Here is a 24,148-nt window from a genome sequence, read left to right on the forward strand (position 1 = left end):
ACCCCTGCTACAGGAAGTCAAGGCTCCGAAGTGTTATCCTAGGTGAAGGCCCTTTCAGATTTTTCCTGAAATGCGTGATAAAATTCAGTACGGGATCAATTCTCAGCTAGAGCCCTTCGGGTTCTAGGCTGCTTACCATTGCCCAGGATACACATTTCATTGATGACCAAGGTGTTCTGCTGGAAATCGAAGGGAGTCAGCCACTTAGCCTTCAAAAGTGGATCAAGCGCGGGTACCCGGTAGAGAAAAGTCACTATCGGATGCCGTTAGTGACGTAGTGCCATCGCTCCATCCCAATACCCACTTAACGTTGTCTACCGTGTCATCCTACGAAAGCTCATGCAGACACTTATGTACCGCATTTTACGAACCTATTTGAGACCTACCGATGACAGCCCCGGTGTACGCGGCCCCAATTGAACCTTTTATCGAGCCCCGCCAGAGCAGTATCATCGATCTGAACCACTAGATTTCCTATAGGATTAAAAGAATTTATCCCGGTTAATTTTTTGTATAGAGTCACCTGGCAGATCAATAAAACAGATATTGGTATCTCTGAGCCTATTGCAATTCACTAGTCAATTTAGTAGAAATTAAATGCTAGTGCAGGAGTGTGTCATTCAGTGGACTGTTGGGTCTTGGAGATCAGGCGCACTTCACCCAAAAGCCAACCTTGACCTAGGGAGAAATCGGCTTGGAATAGTGCGAAAGCCTCACAGGCACCGCCGGGATCTCGATCTTATAGAACGATCTCAACATCCTGATCCGACAGTGCATAGATGTCTCCCGGCAGTACACCGCAATAGCAAGGTCTAATCGGTAGATAGTACCTGAAAGCTCGAGTTCTGTTTGTTCACCCGTCAAACAAATAAGGGTTGCCTACAGCTTTTCCCACTAGGTGTATTAATTCTACCCGCTGGAGGAAAGTTATAGCCGGATAAGGTTTCAGGCTGTTTAAAGCGGCATCACGGATTCATTTACTTTGGATCATTAGGATATGCTTGGGGGTTTTGGGCATAAAAAAACCCGCTAGTGCGGGTTAGAAAAAATTGTCATAAAATAATTGTTTGTCAGTTTATTTGAAAATTACTAAAGTCCCAGGATAAAGAATTGGCATCACAAGATAACGTGTATGTCAATGAAACCTCACTCATTGACATTTTTGCTGCTAGTACAGCAGACAACACTGCGTTATGTGAAGGGTTATCGCTAGTAATGGCAACCCTCTGATGCCCACCACTAAGATTACACGCATTAGGCAGGTTATCCATATATATAAAGACACCTCCTTCGGTTCCGACGTTGAAAAATTTAACTTTATCTATCTCCCCTGTTACAGTTGCCGTTTCCGCGAAAGAAATTGCTGGGAAAATCACTGCAAAAAAGATCAATACAATTTTTTTCATTTTACTCTCTTTTAATTTACGGTAAAAAATAAACTCATCATTTCGCAATTTTATACTAGCTAGGGAAGCCTTTGAAGGAGCAGCTGCTACTGAACACTCGAAGGGAGGGGAGCGAAAGTGGGCGAGCGCCAATTCATTTCAGCATTGTATTCTAACTCAAGGCTACCGTGACCCGAAACAACTTTGACGAGGGAGCCCCGCGTAACTCATTCCAATACCACTTTACGCCATTTTAGCTTCCACACGGGAAGCTTTTCCGGAGTGGTCGCCGGTACCGCAGTAACAGACAAACTCTTCACTCTTCGGCTTTAGCTCCCAGCGCTTTTTGTGCAGCTTATACTCCATATGCTTCTGCAGCTCCATACGCTATAGGATAGCTCTGAGTTCCTCAGCCCTCATTTGGTACATTTTACCAAAATAGCTCAGTCCAGCAGCTCATAGATATCCCACCCACTATGAATCACTACTGCTACAACAAGATCCGGTCAGAGGGTAGTGTCCGAGAGTCCCTGCTCGATTTGCCCCATGGCAAAGTTCACAAGGATTGCCGGCAAATTTCTCGTTTAATGTATTCAGTACTACTCGCTGAGGGGGAGGTTGTAACAAAATAGCTTTTCAAATTATTCAGATCGGCACGATGGATTATTATGCGCTGGGTCACTGGCGGTCGTTCCAGGAATTTCGGATATAAGAAAACCCGCTTGTGCGGGTTTTGGTATCCATCGTTATAATATATCTTTTGTACTAACCGTTTATTACAGTAGCTCCCCAAAAACTCAAAGAGCCATATATATAAAATTTTAGATTCTTTGATCTAATGCTACGCTTGATAGCATTGTTAGCCGCCTTGACTCTCCTGATGCTGTGCATGATTTAGAGTACAGCTTCAAAAGACTTGGATTCAATGGATTTTCACCTGGTCAACCCACTAATTTGAGGTCGCCTTCAAATTTACATTTGTTACATTAAGTGTGGAGTCATCAAAACCAATCCATACTGTTTTTCCGCTAACAAGAGCCGATGTTACGAGTGAATGAATCCGATTTACTCCGTTGTGCCCAAAGATAGAATGTTTAACACGCAACCATTCTGTCACCCCGGCATCTTTTGACCCACTTCCAGTCCATGTAGCCTTCACTCTTATATCGAAGTCCGGAGAGTAACTATCATATACTGCAACTTCTTCAATTTTTGCCTCTGCGGCACCAGCCAAACAATTTGCAGAAGAAACAAATATACTAACCAATGCTAGGTATACTAATTTTTTCACTTATGAATTCTCCTATTTAATGTTATAAAGCAAGAGTATCCTATTATTATAATCCTTGCGTAAAAAAAAGGATGCTAAAAAATCTTCTTCGAGCTTCTAGAGCCCACACCTGAAACGAATGTGCAGAATTGGATTTAAAGTAGCCTATTTATATCTCAGTGTTTTCACTACTCTAAATTATTTTATAAAAACTTGGAAAAGGCAATATCCACTTAACACCCCAAAGGGAGTGAAAATGGGGAAGCACATTTCCTTGCGGTATTTTATTCACGCCCATGGCCGCCCTAAAACTTAAACTACCTTAAGGAAGTAGCCCCACGAGTTATTCCACGCGCCAGGCAATCTATTCTAATACCGCTTGACGCCATTTGAGCCTCTGCGCTGAAGCGCAGTTGGAGCTATTCATACCGGTACGCAATAACAACCAAACTCTTCACTCTGCTGCACTAGCTCCCAACACTACTCACATGATTTCCAGCCCTAATACTTCTGAAATCTCATATACTATAGAATGGCATAAACTCTTGAGTACTCAATTCGTACGCTTTACCCAGATAGTCTGATCTAGTAGTTCATAGATACCCTATTCTAGGACTATATACTACCTGCGCGACAGAAAGATCCAGCCAGTGGATAGTGCTAGAGAATGCTTTTTTTGCTTGTTTCATAGCAACGTCCACAAGGATTACCGGCAGTTTTCCCGCCCCATGAATTCAGTGTTGCCGGCTAAGAGAAATCATAGCCGGATAGGGTTTCAACTTGTTTAGAGCAGAATCGACAAATGTTATGCACTGGTTCACTGGGCGGTACTTCCAGAATCTCGGATATAAAAAAGCCCGCTTGTGCGGGGTCAAGTATTAATAGTGCAGCAGAGCCTTATTACAAAGGAACCATTTAAATCAAAATAGAAGTTTTGGATTTAAACGCCTCCCTGTTAATCAGAAACCACTAACCGCATCATGCTCTCAAACACATATTAGATCTGTCCGACTTCAACAGTGAGTTACACGAGGGCACTATTGGTTTAGATCTATTGAAACCGCCGATACACAATCAGTGTCATCTGTATAGCTATAAACATCGACTTTTTTACCCGAAACTAAAGCAGTCGTTGCTAGCGTGAAAGTTCGCTGAAATACCCCCTCAGTTCCGGCATTATCTAGTTGGAATTTTACTTTGCCCGAACAATTATCTGTATTTGACGAATACCATACCCAAAAAGCGTCTTTATTTTGTGAAGTTGCCGATACCTTTGTTACTGTAGCCCCCAAGGCAAGATATCCTTCACCAGCAAATGTATTCATAGAAAAAAAGAACAAAACTGCCACCAAGTACTTTTTCATTTGTTTCCCCATCTACAAGTTGAAGTACATTCATACTATGCTTAATTACTATTCTACATTATCGCCTGTACTCATCTCCTTGGGAACTATTTTCTAGTTTATCTAGAACTTACTGGTTTTTATCCATAAATAGGGAAAGCGGTGACTGACTTCTGGATTTCTAAGACTTCTGTACCTTTTTTTGCCCCATTAAACTTTCTCAAATAGCTAAAAACCGACGTACTGCCAGTATTGACTATCCATCCACTTACGCCCGCCAAACAACCCCTTCATCCGGCGAATGCTTACGTACCGCATGCCGCTCACCACCAAACATAATCACTCCCCCGGAACTGTAAACTCACCTGCAGGCATTCCTCATCATCAAAACTTTCAATCTCCTACTCAAAGATCACCCGGCAATCTATTGGCTCTCCGCCGCTACCATCATCATAGGTAGCAGCTCTGCCCCATTTGCAAAATGCACGCCCTACGACTATCTGCTCCAGATCTATAGTTCACTTCGTATTTAATGGAGCCGGGTATGCCAGTAAATGACTGCAAAGCTAATTACATTGGAACCTGTATTCTCAGCAACAAAGGTCACAGCGCCGGCAATATTACTAATAGCTGAATGTGCCTGCATTTTTGCCAAATGAACTGGAACAAGCCCCCAAGTAAAGGTCCCCCCGAATCTATTCCTGTGGCAAATACCTTAGACACTGTGAATACGCTATCAATACCAATCACACTGGACTCACTCACGACAATATCAATCAGCACCCACCATGCCGGCACTTGACCAGAGGTGATTCACACGAGTGTTATTGATGTAATCCAGCACACGCCCATCTTGCACAAAATTAATAGCCATTCTATGACCCCCGCTGAAATTAATATAGAAATAAAAAAGGCCGCTTTATGCGGCCTTCTGCAACAAATTGCACTACTAATTAGTAAATAAGCTGCGTATAAATTAACTCACAGTTAGAGGAGCTTTCTTCAATTCTAAATTTTAAGGACTTTTGAGCAATAGCGGCTGATAAGATCATTGAATAGATCTCTGAGTGTAGACCATTATCTTTTGTCAAAGTAATAAATCTACCTTCATTTAGAGTGCAATTCAGCGATGACATATCAGCATCAAGCTCAATATTAATATTCTCTGTACTACCATGCGGGTAAAGAGTCGTGACATTTGCCGAGCAAGAGTTTGCACCACAGGACCCAGCGAACACAAAATTAGAGGCTAAGAAAAATAGAAGGAAAATTGATAACTTTCTCATAGTCCACTCTGAGTAATATTAACTTCAAGAAAAATGACGAGAACACAGTTTATTGTTCTTTTGGCGTTTTTACCATTCCTTTAGTATCCCAGACTTTCACGACAGTATCCAGGCGCAAATTGAACTCCACCCCTTCAACGCTTCAGCCATTTTTCCCTCCAAGATCTGAACTTACTAACTGTCCAAATAGAGTACCTTGATAAACTCATGCATTATTAGATCAGCACTAAGGTACCAACCGTTATGACTACTGAGGTGTAAATCATAAATGCGCTTCAGCGATATTGCGCGCTAGTCCGGATAGTATTGTTTTTAATTTCGACTTCAGGTTCCAAGGCAATCTTTGCACTGCTCTCATCGGCTATATCAAAAATCAGGAAATTGGACCAAATGTTGAGTACTGCGTCGCCACCCCTTGCTTATCCATTAATACCCGGTCGACATCAATACTGTTGGCATTGATGTCCGCTATGCTGGCGAGACTACTGTGACTAGCGTGGAACACGGGACGTACTATCTACCATATTCGAATTTTTAACCAGAATGCTGTATACAGAAATCCCATCACACATACGACAATCGGGCCCATCTTTTGTGGGATGCTGGAGAATGTGATGAGATTATCGATAGCGATGGGTTCGCGGGTTATGGAGTAGAGTTCACCGAAAGTTGCTAGCACGGGAGTATCGGCGCGCTCCTCAAGACTCTCACTACTTTACGCAATGAGGGACGCTGCCCAGGTCCGTGCGCGTTATCAATTTAATGTCACTGAGGTCGCGGCCCTCTGCCTCCTCATAACCCTTGTGCATGGGATTCTTGGCAATATTGCCAAGGACTGTCATTTAGCCACCAAAATCACGGGTGAACGCTGTGGCGGCCACCCTCATTCGAACAAGCCCTGGCCATAAGCCCGCATCAAGATGCAGGCGACCTCCATTATGGCGTAACCGTTCCTCGTGCTCTTTTCACCGAGGACGCACAATACTTACTGGTACCTACAACCTATCGATGGGCGGTATTAAAAATTTCAAGCGCTCCTACGCCACTGAAGAGGAGGCCTTCGAAGAAATACAGCGCATCGCTCAGAATGACCTGTTTACCCACTGGGCGCAGATATTCGATAAAAAAACCGACAAGGCAAAAATTTATCGCACAGTCGATAAGAAAATTATTGAAGAGAAACCCAAAGACTGCCCTCACCCAGAATCAAAACCCAAGGCAGAACCGCAATACGCTTGATCTCAATTAAAAACAGTTTTCTCAGCCCGCCAAGTGCGGGCTTTTTAGGTAGAAGACAACTACGCGAGGGATGTGCGATGGGTAACTTGCTAACCAAGCATGAGATAGCCCGACTAACAGGCGCTGGCGCCGAAAATGCCGAGGAGCAAAAGCGCATTCTCGATGCCAATCGAATCCCCTATGTGCTGAAAAAGGACCGATCCCCTGCACTCACCTGGGAAATGGTTAATCAAGCCATTCTGGCCCGAGGAACCTCAAAACCTGACTTAGCCGGTGTTAACCTACCCCCAGGCTTTAACCTTGGAGCAGCAAGCTAATGGGCAGAAGGCGCAACCCCGAAAATGCATGGATGCCACCGCATGTAGCGCGGTACAAAAACGGCTATCGATTTCACAAGCATGGTGAACCAACCAAGCATATTGCCGGCCACGACGCCTCCCAGGCTGAAGTCTGGGTTGCCTATGAGAAATACCTAGCCGGTCTAGTGCAAAAGACCTTTACCTTCGCGGATTTAGTGGAGCTCTACTTTGCCTCCCCTCAGTACACCAAACATATAAAACCGCAGACTCAAAAAGACTACTACCGCTACAGCCAACGTGTTCTCGCGGTATTTGGGGAGATGGAACCAGACAATATCACCTCTCCGCTAGTGCAAATGTTTATGGATGCGCGCGGCGCTGAGTACCCCACCTCAGCCAATAGAGAGCGAACCTTTCTAGGCATTGTGATGAAATGGGGCAAAGCCAGGGGCTTCGTGAAGATTGAAGACCCCACAGCAGTAGTAAAAACAATTAAAGTAAAGCCCGGCGGGCGCTACGTAGAAGACTGGGAATACCAAGCATTTTGGCAATGGCTGGGTGATCGCGGCCATGTGATGCACCAGTGTGCTATGGAAATCAGCTATTTGTGTGCAGCCAGGCAACAGGATGTACTCGCCCTGACCCGCGCAGACATCCAAGAAGATGGCCTATTGATCGTTCAAGCCAAAACAGGCAAAGCTCAATTGAAGCTATGGAGCTCAGCCCTCAAAGAAGCCGTTGATCGCGCTGTAGCCACTAATACCGAAGCACAAATCCAAACCACCCATATCATCCGCAGCCGCGTTGGCCGCGCCTACACCCGCACCGGGTTTAATGCTATCTGGCAAAGGGAGCAACGAGCAGCCTTGGCCGCTGGCGCTATCAAACAGCGCTTTCGGTTTCATGATTTGAAAATCAAAGCAGCCAGTGACTTTGATGGCGATGTTCAAAAATTTACCGGACATAAGACGCGATCTATGGCTGAGCGGTATAACCGTACGGCGGATCGGGTGACTAGCCTAAATCGAACAAGAAATAAAGCGCAAAAACTTTGAAGTTTCCCAAATAGCACAATACTTGATTTTACGTACAGTACAATTAAGATTACAAACTTATCTTTTGGCGCCATCAATCTGCACGCTAAACACCCCAAAGTGACCATAATGTAGATAGAGGCTCCTCCTACACCAACCTACAATTAAAGATTACGCAACACACGCTGCGATAGTGCACAACTTGCTCAAACTCGATTATGCTCAAACTCGATTATACTGAAAACAAGACCTGCCCATGCTAGAACTACTAAATAACAAAATAACTCAAGGTTTACTAGCCTCAATCGCTTTTGCAATCATTGCCTGGTGTATCAAGAGAATTATCTTTCTGCATGATGAAAAAAAGATATACAACCTAATAAAGTCATCAAATCAACGCTTTCGAAGCACGGAAGCAATATCATCAAATCTAAACTTAGAATCCGCTCGTGTTCAGCACGTCGCAGGAAAAAGTAAAAAGATAATTAGAAACGAAAAGGAAAAAGAAAGTTGGCGCTTGCGAGATGAATAAGCTCAACCCCAGCGCAAAATAAAGCGATAGCACTTAATTATTCAAAATTCGTGGAGCCAAATTTGAACACCATGCCAACCGCCTCTATATCAGAGATATCATTCTTTAACAAAGTTACTATAAAAATAGAAAAGGATGAAAAAATAATTTTAGTAGGCCCCAACAATAGTGGAAAATCTCTCTTTTTAAGAGAAATATCAAGAGTTTGCGAAAAAGGTAGAACAGCCGATTGCCTGATCATTAAAGGATTAAAATTAGCTAAAGAGGGGTCCGCAGGAGATCTCATGTCATTTCTAGAGGCAGAAGCTGATTATATAAACGGTTTTTATAACTATCGAGATTGGAAAATCCAAAAAGATATCATTAGAAATTGGGACCGCCATTACCTTCAAGGCCAACTATTGAACGGTTTCGTCAAGCTAATCACTGCTGATGAACGATTGTCTATATGCCACCAACAAAGCAGCGTTTCTCCAGGGCAACAAAAAACAAAACCACAGCACGTATTATATGAAAATGATGAGCTTATGGAAAAGGTTAGCTCATTATTCAGGCAAGCTTTCGGCAAAGATTTAATGATTGACTTCAAGGGCGGCTCCAAAGTACCCATTCATGTAGGAAAAAGCTCCGAGCTTGAAGGCCTAATCGATAGAGTAAGCCCCCAATATGTGAAAGCGGTAAGAGATAATCCCCTTTTGGATGAGCAAGGGGATGGAATGAAAAGCTTTGCTGGAATTTTACTTGAAGCAATCGTGAGAAATATAAGTATAACTCTTATAGATGAACCTGAAGCTTTTTTACATCCTCCACAAATGAGAAAGCTAGGCGAAATACTTGCCTCTGAAGTAATTGGCCAACTTTTCATCTCAACACACAGCAGTGATATATTGAGAGGATTTCTCGAAGGTACACGAGGAAATATAAGAATATTAAGAATAAGCAGAATGGAAAATGAAAGTACGATATTGGAGGTCTCTAAAGAAACCATTAGAGAACTATGGGAAAAGCCTGAACTCAGATACTCGAACGCTCTTGAAGGAATCTTCCATGAACAAACCATTATTTGCGAAGATGATAGTGACTGTAGGCTTTTTAATTGCATTGCCGACCACCTAAGCATGCAGTCTCAAGAACAGTGGCTAGATACTGCTTATGTGCCTACCGGAGGTAAGCACGGAGTAGCCAAAGTAGCTAAAGCACTTCACGCGACAGGTGTACCAGTCAAGGCAATATTTGATATAGATTTTCTGGCTGAGAGGCAGACAGTACAAAGTACAGTAGAAGCATTTGGAGGAGACTGGCTAACCATTGAGCCATTATGGAAAAGACTTGATGCAGACATTCGCGGTGGAATAAAGCCTCCTAGCGAACAGAAAATAAAATCTGACATTATCAAAATTCTAAACGAGTCAGAAGAGGACACTCTACCTAGAGGCAAAATTCAGGCGGCTCTTAAGCAAAATAAGCCTTGGAACATATTAAAAAAATATGGCATAGCAGGACTACCCAGCGGGGACGCCCAAACTATTTATAATAATCTAGTAGAAAAACTAGAAAATATAGGAATTTATCTAGTACCCGTTGGAGAAATAGAAAACTTCTGTAAGGAAATAGGAGTCCATGGCCCCAAATTCGTCACACGCCTTCTATCCACCATCCCATTAGATGATGAAAAACTATCAGACCTTAGGGATTTCATCGCTAAGGTTCACAGGGGCCCGTACAATAAGCCCCCCACCCCCGATAAAGAACCTGCAACAACTCTGAAACAGCCTGAGACAGAAGAGCATTAATTAAATATCGCGTCGAGCAAACAGGGGATTTAGATACACCTCAAAATATAAACTTGCACTTAAGGAGCAAAACTTCTCACAACTTGAGGCTTTGCTCCTTAATAAATAAGCAGACACATGAGGTATAACGCCGCCCCAGGGAGAACAAACCTCTCCTACACACTCTAATGCCCATAAACCATTTTGACTTCACGCCTACCCTATAGCCAGAATGCAACATTCATCGCTAGAGCTGCTGCCCACATAAATATCAGCACCAACAACAATTAAAGGCCCGAAAACCTCTAAATGAACCTATCGAAGAGTAAGGGAACCCCATAATAATGAACAATTTCATCATCTAGGTCATTTGACTGGCAGGCCCCCAGAAATTCTCTAAAAGTAGCCATGAGAGAACTCTAGCCCCCAACTACCCACAAAAATAAACCTCAACATAGATTGAGGCAGAGATTCGTACACCGAATTCGTACACCGAGGCCCAAAACTAAAAAACCCCGCACTAGGCGGGGTTTTAAGTCCTTGAAAAACAAGGAAGAATCTGGGGTGGCCGACGGGGATCGAACCCGCGACCTCAGGAGCCACAATCCTGTGCTCTACCAACTGAGCTACGGCCACCATAAAAGTGATATACTTCAGCACCTTGTGGCAGTACTGATTGCCGGATACCTCTTACAGCCAATCTGGCTTCAGACTAAGTCCTTTTTGCCAAACCAGCACCATCTTGTGAAGATGGCACGCCCGGCAGGACTCGAACCTGCGACCATCCGCTTAGAAGGCGGATGCTCTATCCAGCTGAGCTACGGGCGCAAGGTGAACCCGGAAAATTGGTCGGGGCAGAGGGATTCGAACCCCCGACATCCTGCTCCCAAAGCAGGCGCGCTACCAGACTGCGCTATGCCCCGTTTTTCCAATCATTCGCACCTCTTTGACCCTGTTAACCGCCTCGTAGGTGGTTGTGTAAGTCGCTGTAGCTGCGAAGTGCGTGCATAGTAATGATACCCCCGGCCCATGTCAACGCTTCTAAGCTATTATTTTTAAAGAAGTTTATCCTTTTGCCTATCTGGGCCCAGAAGTGGCGAAATTATTTCCAACCTGTGCGAAAATGGCGCACTTCGCGAATCCGACCGGATAAAAAGTAAGCGTTTTTAAAAATCGCCGGCTTCCGCCCTTCTATATAAAGTAGGTGCTGAAGCAGATTCCGGTCTATTAGCCATCGATTTTTTACTGTTAGAGATAGTATCTATGTCTGCACTGGTTCTGGACGGCAAGGCCCTGGCACAGAAAACTGAAGAGGAACTCTCGGCTCGGGTAGCCGTACTAAAGGAAAAGAGTGGTGGCCAAACGCCAATCCTGGCGACCATTCTGGTAGGTGATGACCCCGCCTCTGCCACTTACGTAAAAATGAAGGGCAATGCCTGCCGCCGAATCGGCATGGACTCCCTCCAGGTGGAACTGCCCTCCTCCACCACCACTGAGCAGCTGCTCGCCAAGATCGAAGAACTCAACACCAACCCCAACGTCCACGGCATTCTGCTCCAGCACCCGGTACCGGCGCAGATCGATGAGCGCGCTTGTTTTGATGCAATCAGCCTGGAGAAAGATGTAGACGGTGTAACCTGCCTGGGCTTTGGCCGTATGGCAATGGGTGAAGAGGCTTACGGCTGCGCGACTCCTAAAGGAATTATGCGCCTGTTGGAGGCCTACAATATTGAATTGGAAGGCAAGCACGCCGTGGTTGTGGGTCGCAGCCCCATTTTGGGTAAGCCGATGGCGGCCATGTTGTTGAATGCCAATGCCACCGTGACTATCTGCCACTCCCGCACCCAAGACCTGGCCGAGCATATCCGCCGCGCCGATATTGTAGTGGGCGCCGTGGGCAAGCCTGAGTTTATCAAGGCCGAGTGGATTAAGGATGGCGCTGTGGTTGTGGATGCCGGTTACCACCCCGGCGGTGTCGGCGATATCGAGCTGGGCCCGCTGACCGAGCGCGCTGCCGCTTACACCCCAGTACCCGGTGGCGTTGGTCCCATGACCATCAATACCCTGATCTATCAATCTGTCGATTCCGGTGAGCGTAAAATTGGCTAACCTGATTCGTTTGGATAAAGCGGTCAGCCAGGTCACCGACCTCTCCCGCACTGATGTAAAGCGCGCCGCCTGGGCGGGGCGCATTACCGTCAATGGTGAAGTGGTCACCAATGCAGCCACCAAAATACAAGTCAGTGATGAGTTGTGCCTGGATGATGAGCCCCTGCACGAGCCGGGGCCCCGCTACATTATGTTGAACAAGCCCCTGGGCTATGTCAGTGCCACCAAAGATGGCGAGCACCCTACTGTGCTGGACCTGATTGATGAGCCTAACAAGGAAAAGCTGCATATTGCCGGGCGCCTGGATATTGATACCACCGGCCTGGTACTGCTTACCGATGACGGCCAGTGGTCCCACAAGGTGACCTCCCCCAACCACCATTGCGACAAGACCTACTACGCTCTGTTGGCCGAGAAAATTGAGGAAGATGCCGTGGCTAAGCTTGCCAAGGGTGTCTGGCTCAATAACGAAAAGAAGAGAACCAAGCCCGCCAAGCTGGAGATCCTCTTTGCCAACGAAGTGCGCATCACCATCGGTGAGGGGCGCTATCATCAGGTGAAGCGTATGTTTGCGGCCCTGGGCAACAAGGTACTGGAGTTGCACCGGGAAAAGATCGGCGAAATCATCTTGGATGAAGAGCTTCAGGAAGGTGATTACCGCCTCCTGACCCCTGAAGAAATTGCCTCTATCAATTAAAAAAAAGATATGTCAGCCCTTCTACATCAGGAACTTATCCAGGCCCCAGAGGAAACCCTGTGGATCGCCGATGAAAACAGCAAACCCCTCTTACACCAGGAGGGGTTTCATTTTGCCGGGGATTTAATCAGTAACCGCTGGGATATTGCCGAGCTCGCCGAAAATACGGTGAAGCGGAGCTTCTTCAACGATTTCCACTTCGAAGAACTGGACCGCAAATACCGCCGTATTGTCTACGCCGTTTCGAAAGAAAAGGCCGTAGTTCACCATATTATTGATTGTGCACCTCACTTCCTCGGTGAAGGTGGCGAATTGGTTCTGCTGGGGGAAAAGCAAAGCGGAATCAAAAGCTACGCCGCCAAAGTAGCCGAGCGCCTGGGCACTGCCAAGCACTTGCAAAAAAACGGCAACGACTACCTGAGCAGTAATGTTGTCGCTCACGAGGACACCGGCAATCCAATCGGTGAGCTTCAGTACGCCCAGTTACAAAAGCTGCCCGAGCTTGGCGACCTCTACTCCAAGCCGGGATTGTTCGGTTGGAACAAAATCGATAAAGGCAGTGCCCTACTCGCCCAGCAATTAACCACTGAGTTGCCACAGGACGGTTCTCGTATTGTTGATCTCGGTTGTGGTTATGGCTACCTGAGTATGCAATTAGCCGCTTTGGGTAAATATCATTTTACCGCTACGGATAATAACGCTGCTGCTCTATTGGCCTGCCGCAAGAATTTTACCGAACAAGGAGTCGAAGGCATCGTTGTGCCCTCTGACGCAGGCTCTGAACTGGAAAGTGAAATCGCCGACCTGGTGCTGTGCAACCCACCTTTCCATCAGGGCTTTCAGGTGGAGGGAGATTTGACCGATCGCTTTCTGCAACAGAGTGCTCGGATTCTCAAAGATTCCGGCGCTGCAATTTTTGTGGTGAATGAATTTATTCCCCTGGCGAAAAAAGGGCCCCGCTATTTTTCCCAGGTGGATTTAATCACCAAAGAGCAGGGATTTTGCGTATACCGACTGCGCCCCTAAGAGCTGGGGGCGCAGGCCGGCAGCAGTCGCCTGGAAACAGGATTAAAGGCTAGTAATCGCGCAAATTAAACAAGTTCATCGACAGCGTATGCTCTTCCAACTCTTCGAGTTGTCGCAATCGTTCGAACGCATCCCGTGCCGATGGGGTTTCAGCACCCTGGGCAAGGTCCCGATATTGATCGGCCAGGTAGATCTCGATATCCATGGCCAACTTGGCAATCTGCTCCAAGTCTTCAATATCAATGCCGCGCAAGCGCTGCAAAAATTCTTTCTCTCGCCCTTCCGGGGCAAATTGCACCCAGGTATGTAGGGCTCCAGGGGGCAGGTCTGCATGGAAGTTTTCCAGTGAATGCTTCATGGAATCTTCCCGTCGTCGCAGCTGATCCAGCAGCAACTCGACCCGTTCATTGGTGGCAAGCTGCTCATACTCTTCGTATTGCAGCGCCAACTTGGCATGAAAATCCCTTCCTTCCTGAATCACTTCCTCAACAGTTTTGTACCGCATCAATCGATCCCGGCAGAACACTTCGCTCAACTTGAGTATAGTCACGAGGTGACAAAGGGCGCCAATGAATATCACTATTAAAGTGACAGGGATTTTAGGGGCCAGCCTCTGTGGGGGTTGTCGAGATCAGCGAAGCTGGCTCATGCGGAAATCCAGGCGCCGATTGGGGTTGGCGGGATTAATCTTTTCTGGGGCCCTGGCCGCCAGCTCACCTTTGCGCAGAGTTCTTCTGCTCACTGCCAGGATATGATTCTCGTACTGGGGCATACAGGCCATCCAGGCACCGCCGAGTCGATCGCGCAGAGCTTTGTCGCGCCAAGCGCTGTTCTGTAGCTCGGGCCTATCCCCAAAGTTGCTGACCAGCACGCCATCTTTATGAAGTAGGCGCATCAGACTGGAGCACCAGGACTTATCGGCAGGTACCGCTCGCTGCGCTACGCCGTCGCAGTGCCCAAATAAATCGTCAATCACCAGGTCGAAAGTGCTGTGAGAGGGTCGCTTCAAGTGGTCGCGTACAAAGTCACAGGCATCCGCGCACACCAGTTCAGCATCGCGCACGCCAAAGAAGCGACGGGCAATATCCAGGTGCACCGGGTCCAAATCTACGCCGACAATACGCTTGGCGGAGGTGAACGCCTGCAAAAGGCGAATCAGGGCGCCGCCACCAACGCCGAGCACCAATACCGAATTCAAGCGCTCTTCAGGGAGGAAGTATGCCGGTAGCAGCAATAACTCCCATAGGGAGCCCTTGAGCGGATCGCGGGGATTCCACTGAGAGTGGAAAACCCCATTGCTGTAGAGGCGCACACTGGCGCCATGGTTGCGCACCTGGTAACAGGTGTCGCCAACCTGCTTTTGCCAAAGCAGCGCCATCAGCTCGCCGAGAGGTCTGAGGACTTGAGCAATACCCGGGCAAAATCCTGTAAGCCCGCCAGGTCTTCCTCGCTAAAGCGCGCCACACTGGGGCTATCGATATCCAGCACTCCCAGGCAACGACCCGCTTCGTCATAGAGCGGCACTACCACCTCTGAAGCCGACACGGCATCGCAGGCGATATGGCCGGGGAACTGATGCACATCCTCTACCAATTGGGATTCACCGGTCGAAACAGCAGTACCGCATACACCGGCGCCCACTGGAATCCGGGTACAGGCGGGCTTGCCCTGGAAGGGCCCCAAACGCAATTCATCACCGTAGAGGAAATAGAAGCCGGCCCAGTTGATATCCTCCAGCTCCATAAATAACAGCGCACTGGCATTGGCGGTGTTAGCCAGCCAGTCTCGCTCCGCAGAAAGCAATCCTTCCAGCTGCCCATTTAAGGTGGTGTAAAACTTGTTCAGCGACATACCTAGCGCCCCTTGCCCACTTATAATTTCAAATCGTGTCAGCTAAAACTGGCAAACCCGCAAAACAGTATCCTGCGGGAGGCAGGTATTTTGCGGGCTTTGGCGAGGGAATCAATATGCAGAGTGCAAAATTACTGGTAGGGATCGACCACTGCAGGCTCTTCACCGGTCTCACCGCGATACTCATCGGCATCTACAGTTGGGCGAGACCACTCGCTTTCATCATTGTTGCTACGAGTGTTCGACTGGATAGCCGGCGGCGCGCTGGTAACGTCTGATTGCATCAGGTTGCGCGACTTTTCAAAGCGGTCTTCCACTTTTGGCTTGGGCGCAACTTGTGCGGGATTGCCGCTACCTTCACGGCGAATACGGTTGGCCATAGCACTCAGATTAGGGCGGCGGCGCTCCGCAAGCTTCACGGTTTCCAATTCGCTGTTCAGGCGGTTGATCTCCGCCTGTAAATCACCCATCTGCGCCTGAAGTTCAGTAATCTGGGTCAACACGCCTTTTACTTTACGACTTTCCTTCTCGTACATCACGGCGGCGCCGCCAAAGGCCAACGCAAAAATGACCAGGATGGAAAACTGACGCATAGCAAACTCCGGAAACTGCACTTGTTATTCTGAGGGGCATTTTTACAGCATATTTTTTCTATCTTCCGAGAAATTGCGCATAAAAAACAAGTTCAAACGCCCGCCGACACCTTGATAGTCACCATTCCATAAAAAACGAACAATTAAAATTTATCGGATAGCGACATATTCACACTAATGTCCCAGCCAGCTCCCCAATCTCAACCGCCTCCTGATCCACATAGCGATTGCTGTCTGAAATTGCTGGCAGCAGAGTGCTATCTGCGTATTGGCAACCAATCGCTTGCACCAGCTTTTGCCCCACCTTTTCCGCCTGCTCCGGAGCATGGGCTTTTCCCGTGCGCAGAAAATGCAGTAACAGATCGTAGCCCGGGCGCCAGCACTGCAAGTCGGGAAAGCTCTTTCTCAGCGCTGCGGCAATCCGCAATCCTTCATAGTCCAGATCCCCCCAGAAAAATGTTGGAACCGTTCGGGACTCCCCATCGTGCCACCAGCTTAGGAATTGCTGCCGGATATTTTCACTAACCACATTAATAGTGCTGAAGCGAACCCTCTCCCCATTGCGAATCCTCTCTGCGCCTCCCTGGTAGCCCTCGCTATAAACCAGTGCTGCACGACTGGGTTGCAGCTCCGCCAGGCTAATAAAAGTGTCCTGGTTTTCGATAAAAATGACCTGCTCAAATTGCCTGGGGAGGTAGGCGTGAAGTAAAAGCTGGCGCCCCTGGATTTTACGGCTCAGGTCAGGATAGAGGTTGCGCACCAGAGATTGGCGGCTGGGTAATTCCAGGTATTTGGAATCCCCTTTAAAGCAGCGTGCGGCTAATTGTCGCCAGGAAATTTTATTGGCAAAGATCAGCTCTTTGCCGACGGACACCCAGCAAGCAATAATTTCTTCGACGGAATCAAACCCCGGTTGGAGTTCCAAGCCCTCGAGGGGAAAAGCAGAGGGATTTTCAAAGCGATCGACATAGGGTTCCAGCAGACTCGTCCAGGCGGATTGTCGAACGGTGGGGGATGGGCGATTGAGCCACAGGCGCAGCTGTTCCTCGCTGGCATCCCGAAAAATCAATTGGGCCCCTTGCCACTCGGCAATACCCGGCCGCCTTTTCGGATTCGGTTTTACCGTAAAACACTGGTATTCCCGCGCAAAATGCTGCAATTCATTCCACAGCTCCTGCTCGTCTTGATCGGGGTCCCTGAGGGGCTCCAACACTTCCAACCAGCGTTTACTGCCAGCGCGCAAATCCAGCCTGAAACTAATGCGGGCTTCCTTGCCGCGTTCCAGCTGGCTGTCCCGCCGATCCAGAATAAAATTCAGGATGCCGATTAACAGCGGGTTTTCCTCTACCCAATAGGGCAATGTCTTTTCCATCGGTTGCCTCCCTGCCAATGGAGGGGTTTCCCCCGAAAATACCTATCCCTCTACTTCTACCAGGTCCATAAAATCCAGCGACGCCTGCTGGCGAATCGTGCGGCGGTGATTGGCCCAGAGTTCGGCGATACGCTCCTGGTTGCACACCTTGCGATCGACATACACCCGGGTATTCAGCTGGCCGATGGGCTTTGCACTGGGGCACTTACTGAATACAAACTGATTCGAGATCAGGTCCATAAAAGGACCGGATTTACTGCTAGGCATAATAAACAGCAGCTGTAGCCCCAGGGTTTCAGTCAGGTAACGGATCACTTCCTTGGAGCGGGACTCATCCATTTTGGAGAAGGCCTCATCCACCAGCACCATCTGCAAATGGCTGCCACTCTCACCAAAGCGGAAGGCCGAAGTGACCGCTGCGGAGCGGATAATATAAGCCGGCGTTTCCAGCTGGCCGCCGGAACCGGTGCCGTACTGGCTGAGCGCAATCGGCTCCTTACCTTCCGGTTCCTTATAGATCTCATAGCTGCGGTAGTTGCGATAGTCGCTGATTCGATCCAGCTCGCGCCGCGCTACCTGCTCGTCTTCACTCAACAGCATACTCAACAGGCGATCCCGCACCTTGCGGTGCTTGGGCGCCAAGTCCGTGTCGAACAGGCTCTGCTCTTCACCCAGATTCGGCAGTTCAATTACCGCCTTAAAGAAGCTCCAGTACTCCTTGAATTCCGCCACCCACTGGTAGTCGAAACGGAAGCGCTCGCGGTCGGCGCCAAAGCGGTGGTGTTCCAGCTCTTTGTTCAGATCATCCAACACGCGCTTACCATCGTTAATGGACTGGTAAATAGCGTGGCACAAGTGGGTTACAAAAGTGGTGTTAAAGGATTTTTTCAATCCCAGCAGTTGATCGTGGCGCTCCACCAACAGGTTATTCTTCAAGCGGTTGCGCAGGGTCTCTACCTGATCGCCGAGACCGCTGATCAACTTGAACAAGCCATCTTTGTGGCCGCCACTCAAGTCTGGCTCAAACACCAGGGTATCGACGCTGGCACAGGTGGCGTTGTACTCCATCACCGCGCGATCCAACTGGCGACTGTATTTCTCCAGCTGCCCCTGCCAACTTTCGATATCCGCAGAGAAATCGAAGTTGTCAGCTGCGCGCTCTACCTGCTCATCAGCAATAACCAGTACTTGCTCGGCATCGAAAGTGGGATCGATGGCGGTAATACGCCTTACCATTTCCTCGCTGTCACTGGCGGCATCGTCCAGGGACTCCAGCTCGCCAGACAGCGCGTATAAGAGTTTGTCGTTGCTTCTTAGCTTGGTCTCCAGAGAGCCATGTTTGCGCTGGAGGTCCGACAGCTGCTTTTGCTGATCTTTGAGCTGGGCCTTAAGTTCATCGACCTGCTGCTCGAACTGCTCGAAGTCCTTCAGGTCCAGGTTTTCCAGGGCGCGCTCGGCACTGCGCCATTCCCGCTGGGCCGCCAGGGCGGTATCCACAATGGACAACAGCTTGATATTCGCCAGTCCGCGCACTGCATTGGTGACGCGACGGTAGAGCTGGTGGCGCTCGTTGACGTGGGCGGCCTCTTCCAGCAACTGCTCCATAGCGCGCTGCTGCGCCGCCAGTGCGCGGGCACGGGCGCCCTGGCCAAATACCAGCTCGGCATCGTCCATATCGCAGCGCCACATGCTGTAGTTGCCACTGGCCATACCGTCGGCAGTCAGGCCCCGGCGGGTGCCGCGCAGCTCGTGTTCATCCTCCACCTGAACCACGGCACCGTAAGAGGCGCGCAAATAGTGCTCGGCAGTTTTATGGGTGAACTCCATCAGTTCGATAATGGAGCCCGACGGCATATCCAGGCGCTCCGCATCGCGGCGGGCTTTATCCCCCTGGATCACGCGGGCGCGGTTGTTGCGCCCGGGCAGGCTGCGCACGATGCGAATCGCGCGGGCCTCGTGTTCCGGCTCCACAATAATCGAGAAGCGCGCGCCGCCCAAATAGCCTTCAATCGCCATCTGCCAGCGCTCATCCAGCACTTCCACATAATCACACAGGACGCGGGGCTCCGCCTCTGGGCACTGCTCGCGAATTGCAGCCAGGGCCACTTCTACCGATTGGGGGTAGCGCACGCGATTGGCCTGGAGATGCTGAATGCGACTCTCTTGGGTGCGCAGCTGCTTTTGCAGTTGCTGCACTTTTTGCTCCCAGCGGGAGGCCTGCTGGGCAATCTGCTCTTTGGGGGAAACCTCATCACTGGCGCCAGCTTTACCACTGCTATCCAGCAGGTCGAAGAGGCGGTTCTGTAGGGCCTCACTGCTGGCGGCGCGCTCTCGCAGTGGCTCCAGTGCGGCCAGATCGATCCAGTCCTTGCCAAGCAACTTGTGCAAATCCGGCAGGTCTTCCTCACGGGCTACCTGCTTAATTGCCTGCACCAGTGCCTTATCGGAGAAGGCGGGAATTTCCAGCTCGGCGGAGGTGGAGTTGAGCAGGTTTAATAATTCTTCAGCGGCCTCGCGGTTCTCGCGCCAGCGGGCCTCTTCGGCAGACATGGGGGTGTGCTGCTGGGACAGCAGGCTCAGGGCATTGTTAATACGCTGTTCCAATTCGTCCTTATTGCGCAGCGCATCGATACCCAGGCGCTGGGCTTGAAGCTCTACCAGCTGGCCATTGAGTTGCTCGACGCGCTCGGAAGCGACGCGCACTTCCCGCTCATTGTTATCCAGATCACTGCGCAGTTTTTTCTGGTCGTTCTTGCCGCTCAGATAACTCTTTTGCACCCGCTGCTGGCGGTGGCGTGCGCACAAATATTCCTGCACCCGCAATTGCAACCACTGCTCCCGGTAGAGCTCTACCGACTGGGCGATGGCCTCCAGGGAACTGACCCGCTCCACAATCTGGCGGGCTTCCTGCTCCATGCTGTGAATGGTTTTCATCAGCTCGGATACGGAGCGGATGGCATCACCCAGATCGCGTTTTTCCAACACTTCCTGGGCGACAAAATCGTTGATGCTTTTTACTGGCTTGTAGGCCATAAAATTGGCAAAGGTGCGCGCGGCGTGCATAGCTTCGCGATCGGAGACCGCATCGCGGCGTCCGCGCAGGGCGCCGTAAAGGCGGCGCAAGTAGGCCTTTTTCTTGTCGTACTGTTCTACTTTTTCGAACTGCTTGCTCAGGACCTGGTTGAATTTATCCAGCGGCAGCAGGTGTTTACCATCGGTGTAATCCCGGACAAAATCCCCCATCACCAACTGTTCGCCGGGGAATACGAAAAAGCGCAAATCACTTTGGCGAGCCTGGGCGGGCTTGCTGCTGTTATCCAGGTGCGCGCGAATACCCATCACTGCGGTAAAGGGCTCAGCATCGTCTTCACCGCTGGTGGGATGGAAAATACCGGCGATGTAACAGTCGGTGGGCTCTACACGGGCATAACTGCCATCGTCACAACCCAGTACATAGGAAGCTAGCGTCCGCACCTGCTTGCCACCCCGCCCGCGCTGGGTGGTTTCATCCTGCCCCGGGTTAAAGGTAAACAGGGTATCGTGGGCGGCGGTCATCAATGTCTGGATAGCATCAGCCGCCGTGGTTTTACCGGAACCGTTGCCACCGGAAAACAGGTTGATCGGGCCGAAATCATATTCCAACTGCGGGATATTGCCCCAGTTAATCAGGATCAGTTTTTTTAGGAACATAGTCTTTTCAAAAAAACGGTCTTTTCAAAAGCAGGGTCTTTTTTGCAGGCGGGAAGCCGACACCCTTCTCCGAGGCTCCCGGGCGCGATTTACGCAAACCCGGGCGGTCGAATGTTTTCGATTTTTTATAGCCGCTAGTGCGGCCTCTATTTTCAACTAGGAAGCGGCTTCACTCTCAAACAGGCTGTTATCTTCGACTTCTGGAGTGATGCGTTCGAGCGCTTGCTCTTCTTCTGCTTCTTCAGCCTCATCAATTTCATCAGCTTGAGTAGTCCCGCTCTCCACTGCGGGCGGGACTTCGCTGTCGATCAGCTGGTGCAATACCGACTCGCTGACAAAGTGAGCAATGGTCGGGCGCACGCGCAACCAAACCTCCGCACTGGTCTCCACTTCTTCACTGCTGAACTGCACCAGACGCAGCTGGCGCAATTTCTTCAGCAGGTTTTTACGCTCGGCGTGCTTATCCGGCAGGGACATTTTCAGCAGGTTGCGCATGCCCAGTTCCAGGGCTTCCATCGATAGCGCGGCACAGCCGCTCTCATCCACCTGCCCTTCCCGCAGCGCTTTATCGTATTCCACGCGCAGGGCGAGAATCGCGGCCACTTCCTGTTGGCTGAGACGGGCGCGGAAGCCGCCGTGGTGCGGCTCTTCCTGGTCCGGCAGTCCCGGCACTTCGGCGCCGGGCGGATACACGCGGATAAACTGGAAACGGCTGTCGTGCTGCAAACGCAACCCCAGCGGGACCAACCACTCGCGCACCAGCTGCTCACAGCGCTGGAAGCGATCGTAAAGCGTGGTCTCAATTACGCTTTCATCCCGGCAGATAACGCCGTAATCCAACAGGCGCACCAGCAGCTCGGAAAATTCGCTGCGGTTCAGGCGACACTGCGCCAGGGCCTCTTCCAAAGCCTGTTCAATCACTGTTTTTCAGCTCCAGGATATATTCGTCAAATTCGGTGAAATAGTCATTGCTGGCGATTTCACCGGTAAATTTCACCTGCAGGTCGGCGGCACCGCTCTGGTTCACCGCCGCCGCTTCGATCACATGGCTCATAGCGAGCAGATCACGCGCATCCCGCAATGGCAGGTTGCGGCTGTTGATCTGGCGGCCGGTGCCGAGGGCATCACTCAGATAATCGCGCAGGTTACTGTTGTTGAAATTAAACGCCTGGTCGAGCAATTGTTGCAGCTCGATCTCGCGGCGGTTCTCTTCACCGATGGGGGTTTCATCTTCAACCCGGGTATTCACCGGCTGGCGGCGATTGCGCTGCCACAGCTGGGTTTGCTTGGGGTCAAACAGGCGCAGCTGGAAGCCGCCTAACTGTTCGCCCAGCTGCTCGAGAATTTGTGTTTTTTGCTGGCTTTCACCGAGACGCTGGCACAGGTCGGCAAATTCACCTTCGGCCTGGCTGTGCAGGTAGCTGAGCTGGCGGATAATAATATCCGCGCGCTTGGTAAAGCCCTGTAGTGCGCGGCGCAAAGCGGGCAACTTCACCTCGCAGGCGCGGCGCATGCGGTCCTCGATGGTGTCGAGCATCAGCCACAGCAGGGACTGGCCCGGTTGCACCAACTCCGGCAGCAGTTGGCGCAGGCGCTTCTCCCACTCCGCTTTCTGCATATCCTCCTTGCGGCGAATGCAGTCAATCACCCGGTTGATGGAATCGCGATGTTTTTCCACGCTGTCCGCAGACAGACGGATAGCCAGGTCCGGTTGGAAGCGGCTCTCCATAAAGGAGAAAAACTCATCGGTGGCCTGCTGCACCAGCAATTGGGCCTCAACTTCCCGCACCATTTCCCGCTTGCGCTCTTCCAGCTCGGCGATCATATCGGTGAAATCCGCCACGATACGCTCGGAGTATTCCCAGGCATCGATCAAGTCGTGGATTTCACCTCGGCTGGCAAAGGCTTCCAGGGCATTTAAGGTGTTGCGGGTATTCCGGTGGCGGGTGCGTACGCGAGTGCCGTTCACCTCCACTAGCGGCTGAGTGAAAAGGCGGCCCCGGCGGCTAAACGGATAGGTGGCGGTGAGCGTGGCGCTGTCCACCTGCTTCTCCAGCCAACCGAACTCCACCAGGCTGTTCAGTACCCAGACGGCCTGATCGCGCAGGTTGCGGAAGCGGCCCTCGGGGTCCTGCACTCCATCTTCACTATCGAGTTGGGGCGCGCGGGTCAGGGCCTCGGCAAAAATTTCCAAGATCTGCTCGCGCAGCAAAGACTCACCGTAGTCAGCCTTGGCGGTGTACAGACGCTCATACAAAAGACGCAAGCACTCAACCACCTGTTCGCGGTATTTACCGGTCAGCGGGCGGAAGAAGTGTTGGTAGGAATCGACGAAGAACAACGACTATAGGCCCGCTTATTCCTCTTCCGGCTTTTGGTTGAAGACACAATATTTTGTGTAGTCGCGGGTATCGTCAAAAGTCCACTGCCCTTTGGGAATGCCATCCATTTTCTCGCACCAGGCATCGGAACCCCGTTTGGGCTCACAGCCGGTCAGTGCGATAAGGGCGATCACAGCGCTGGTCAGGACAAATACTTTTTTCATGGTTCGCTTCTACAAATGAAATTCGAATTTCACTTCCCCGGCGGCCGCAATGTGCCAAACCGGGGAAAATCTATCGGTGTCTCAAGTCTATCCGTGTCTCGGGGT

The 24,148-nt window shown here is 50.1% G+C and carries 22 protein-coding genes and 3 tRNA genes; 8 read left to right on the forward strand and 17 right to left on the reverse strand.

Annotated elements, in window-relative coordinates; all coding sequences use genetic code 11:
• Window positions 1-1,070: 1,070 nt before the first annotated feature.
• The 5 genes from ACJJIW_RS20140 to ACJJIW_RS20160 all read right to left on the reverse strand — a co-directional run bounded on the left by ACJJIW_RS20140 (window position 1,071) and on the right by ACJJIW_RS20160 (window position 6,126).
• Window positions 1,071-1,406, reverse strand: coding sequence for a hypothetical protein (locus ACJJIW_RS20140; RefSeq protein WP_282932272.1), 336 nt, complete (start codon window positions 1,404-1,406; stop codon window positions 1,071-1,073).
• A 222-nt stretch (window positions 1,407-1,628) separates the two neighbouring features.
• Window positions 1,629-1,751 carry a hypothetical protein gene (locus ACJJIW_RS20145; RefSeq protein WP_282932271.1) on the reverse strand — a complete coding sequence of 41 codons (123 nt, stop codon included), beginning with the start codon at window positions 1,749-1,751 and terminating at the stop codon, window positions 1,629-1,631.
• Window positions 1,752-2,334: 583 nt separating this feature from the next.
• Window positions 2,335-2,676: a hypothetical protein gene (locus ACJJIW_RS20150; RefSeq protein WP_444936185.1), complete on the reverse strand. Its 342-nt coding sequence runs from the start codon at window positions 2,674-2,676 to the stop codon at window positions 2,335-2,337.
• A 1,016-nt stretch (window positions 2,677-3,692) separates the two neighbouring features.
• Window positions 3,693-4,019 (reverse strand): DUF5992 family protein, encoded by a 327-nt coding sequence (locus ACJJIW_RS20155; protein ID WP_444893465.1) that lies wholly within the window; start codon window positions 4,017-4,019, stop codon window positions 3,693-3,695.
• Between the two features lie 1,975 nt (window positions 4,020-5,994).
• A complete protein-coding gene (locus ACJJIW_RS20160) occupies window positions 5,995-6,126 on the reverse strand; it encodes a hypothetical protein (RefSeq protein WP_282932267.1) in 132 nt (43 codons plus the stop codon).
• A gap of 166 nt (window positions 6,127-6,292) precedes the next feature.
• On the opposite strand from ACJJIW_RS20160, the gene ACJJIW_RS20165 reads away from it, so the two are divergent.
• The 5 genes from ACJJIW_RS20165 to ACJJIW_RS20185 all read left to right on the forward strand — a co-directional run bounded on the left by ACJJIW_RS20165 (window position 6,293) and on the right by ACJJIW_RS20185 (window position 10,181).
• Window positions 6,293-6,523 (forward strand): hypothetical protein, encoded by a 231-nt coding sequence (locus ACJJIW_RS20165; RefSeq protein ID WP_282932266.1) that lies wholly within the window; start codon window positions 6,293-6,295, stop codon window positions 6,521-6,523.
• 77 nt (window positions 6,524-6,600) lie between these two features.
• The gene (locus ACJJIW_RS20170; protein WP_282932265.1) at window positions 6,601-6,840 is read left to right on the forward strand and encodes a hypothetical protein; all 240 of its coding nucleotides are present in this window, start codon (window positions 6,601-6,603) and stop codon (window positions 6,838-6,840) included.
• Window positions 6,840-7,877: a tyrosine-type recombinase/integrase gene (locus ACJJIW_RS20175; RefSeq protein WP_444936186.1), complete on the forward strand. Its 1,038-nt coding sequence runs from the start codon at window positions 6,840-6,842 to the stop codon at window positions 7,875-7,877. Before ACJJIW_RS20170 ends, ACJJIW_RS20175 begins: the two co-directional genes overlap by 1 nt.
• Window positions 7,878-8,112: 235 nt before the next feature.
• Entirely contained in the window at window positions 8,113-8,388 is a 276-nt protein-coding gene (locus ACJJIW_RS20180; RefSeq protein ID WP_444936187.1) for a hypothetical protein, read from the forward strand.
• 71 nt (window positions 8,389-8,459) lie between these two features.
• Window positions 8,460-10,181 (forward strand): ATP-dependent nuclease, encoded by a 1,722-nt coding sequence (locus tag ACJJIW_RS20185; RefSeq protein ID WP_444937376.1) that lies wholly within the window; start codon window positions 8,460-8,462, stop codon window positions 10,179-10,181.
• Window positions 10,182-10,720: 539 nt separating this feature from the next.
• On the opposite strand, the gene ACJJIW_RS20190 is transcribed toward ACJJIW_RS20185, so the two are convergent.
• The 3 genes from ACJJIW_RS20190 to ACJJIW_RS20200 all read right to left on the reverse strand — a co-directional run bounded on the left by ACJJIW_RS20190 (window position 10,721) and on the right by ACJJIW_RS20200 (window position 11,083).
• A tRNA-His gene (locus ACJJIW_RS20190) sits at window positions 10,721-10,796 on the reverse strand.
• 115 nt (window positions 10,797-10,911) lie between these two features.
• A tRNA-Arg gene (locus tag ACJJIW_RS20195) sits at window positions 10,912-10,988 on the reverse strand.
• A gap of 18 nt (window positions 10,989-11,006) precedes the next feature.
• Window positions 11,007-11,083, reverse strand: a tRNA-Pro gene (locus ACJJIW_RS20200).
• Window positions 11,084-11,423: 340 nt separating this feature from the next.
• On the opposite strand from ACJJIW_RS20200, the gene folD reads away from it, so the two are divergent.
• From folD to ACJJIW_RS20215, 3 genes are read left to right on the forward strand one after another with little or no spacing between them, the layout of a single operon-like run.
• Window positions 11,424-12,269 (forward strand): bifunctional methylenetetrahydrofolate dehydrogenase/methenyltetrahydrofolate cyclohydrolase FolD, encoded by an 846-nt coding sequence (gene folD, locus ACJJIW_RS20205; protein WP_108733712.1) that lies wholly within the window; start codon window positions 11,424-11,426, stop codon window positions 12,267-12,269.
• On the forward strand, window positions 12,262-12,966 hold the full coding sequence (gene rsuA, locus ACJJIW_RS20210; protein ID WP_282932200.1) for a 16S rRNA pseudouridine(516) synthase RsuA: 705 nt from the start codon (window positions 12,262-12,264) through the stop codon (window positions 12,964-12,966). The genes folD and rsuA overlap by 8 nt, the downstream gene beginning before the upstream one ends.
• A 9-nt stretch (window positions 12,967-12,975) precedes the next feature.
• Window positions 12,976-13,992 carry a class I SAM-dependent methyltransferase gene (locus ACJJIW_RS20215; RefSeq protein WP_444936188.1) on the forward strand — a complete coding sequence of 339 codons (1,017 nt, stop codon included), beginning with the start codon at window positions 12,976-12,978 and terminating at the stop codon, window positions 13,990-13,992.
• Window positions 13,993-14,041: 49 nt separating this feature from the next.
• Here the strand turns inward: ACJJIW_RS20215 and ACJJIW_RS20220 are convergent, their stop codons facing one another.
• The 9 genes from ACJJIW_RS20220 to ACJJIW_RS20260 form a co-directional block, all read right to left on the reverse strand.
• On the reverse strand, window positions 14,042-14,497 hold the full coding sequence (locus ACJJIW_RS20220) for a hypothetical protein (protein WP_282932198.1): 456 nt from the start codon (window positions 14,495-14,497) through the stop codon (window positions 14,042-14,044).
• 126 nt (window positions 14,498-14,623) lie between these two features.
• Window positions 14,624-15,370: a spermidine synthase gene (locus ACJJIW_RS20225; RefSeq protein WP_444936189.1), complete on the reverse strand. Its 747-nt coding sequence runs from the start codon at window positions 15,368-15,370 to the stop codon at window positions 14,624-14,626.
• On the reverse strand, window positions 15,370-15,843 hold the full coding sequence (msrC, locus tag ACJJIW_RS20230) for a free L-methionine (R)-S-oxide reductase MsrC (RefSeq protein ID WP_444936190.1): 474 nt from the start codon (window positions 15,841-15,843) through the stop codon (window positions 15,370-15,372). The genes ACJJIW_RS20225 and msrC overlap by 1 nt, the downstream gene beginning before the upstream one ends.
• Window positions 15,844-15,974: 131 nt before the next feature.
• Complete coding sequence (locus ACJJIW_RS20235) at window positions 15,975-16,436, reverse strand: 6TM ABC transporter family protein (RefSeq protein ID WP_444897771.1); 462 nt, start codon at window positions 16,434-16,436, stop codon at window positions 15,975-15,977.
• A gap of 169 nt (window positions 16,437-16,605) precedes the next feature.
• Window positions 16,606-17,808, reverse strand: coding sequence for a Wadjet anti-phage system protein JetD domain-containing protein (locus ACJJIW_RS20240; RefSeq protein WP_444897772.1), 1,203 nt, complete (start codon window positions 17,806-17,808; stop codon window positions 16,606-16,608).
• Window positions 17,809-17,850: 42 nt separating this feature from the next.
• Window positions 17,851-21,498: an ATP-binding protein gene (locus ACJJIW_RS20245; protein WP_444936191.1), complete on the reverse strand. Its 3,648-nt coding sequence runs from the start codon at window positions 21,496-21,498 to the stop codon at window positions 17,851-17,853.
• Window positions 21,499-21,654: 156 nt separating this feature from the next.
• Window positions 21,655-22,419: a DUF4194 domain-containing protein gene (locus ACJJIW_RS20250; RefSeq protein ID WP_444936192.1), complete on the reverse strand. Its 765-nt coding sequence runs from the start codon at window positions 22,417-22,419 to the stop codon at window positions 21,655-21,657.
• Complete coding sequence (locus ACJJIW_RS20255) at window positions 22,412-23,839, reverse strand: Wadjet anti-phage system protein JetA family protein (RefSeq protein WP_444886516.1); 1,428 nt, start codon at window positions 23,837-23,839, stop codon at window positions 22,412-22,414. Before ACJJIW_RS20255 ends, ACJJIW_RS20250 begins: the two co-directional genes overlap by 8 nt.
• A 15-nt stretch (window positions 23,840-23,854) precedes the next feature.
• Window positions 23,855-24,043 (reverse strand): DUF3012 domain-containing protein, encoded by a 189-nt coding sequence (locus tag ACJJIW_RS20260; RefSeq protein ID WP_108733723.1) that lies wholly within the window; start codon window positions 24,041-24,043, stop codon window positions 23,855-23,857.
• Between the last annotated feature and the right edge of the window lie 105 nt (window positions 24,044-24,148).

The organism is Microbulbifer maximicatervae (SeqCode) (assembly GCF_052467815.1).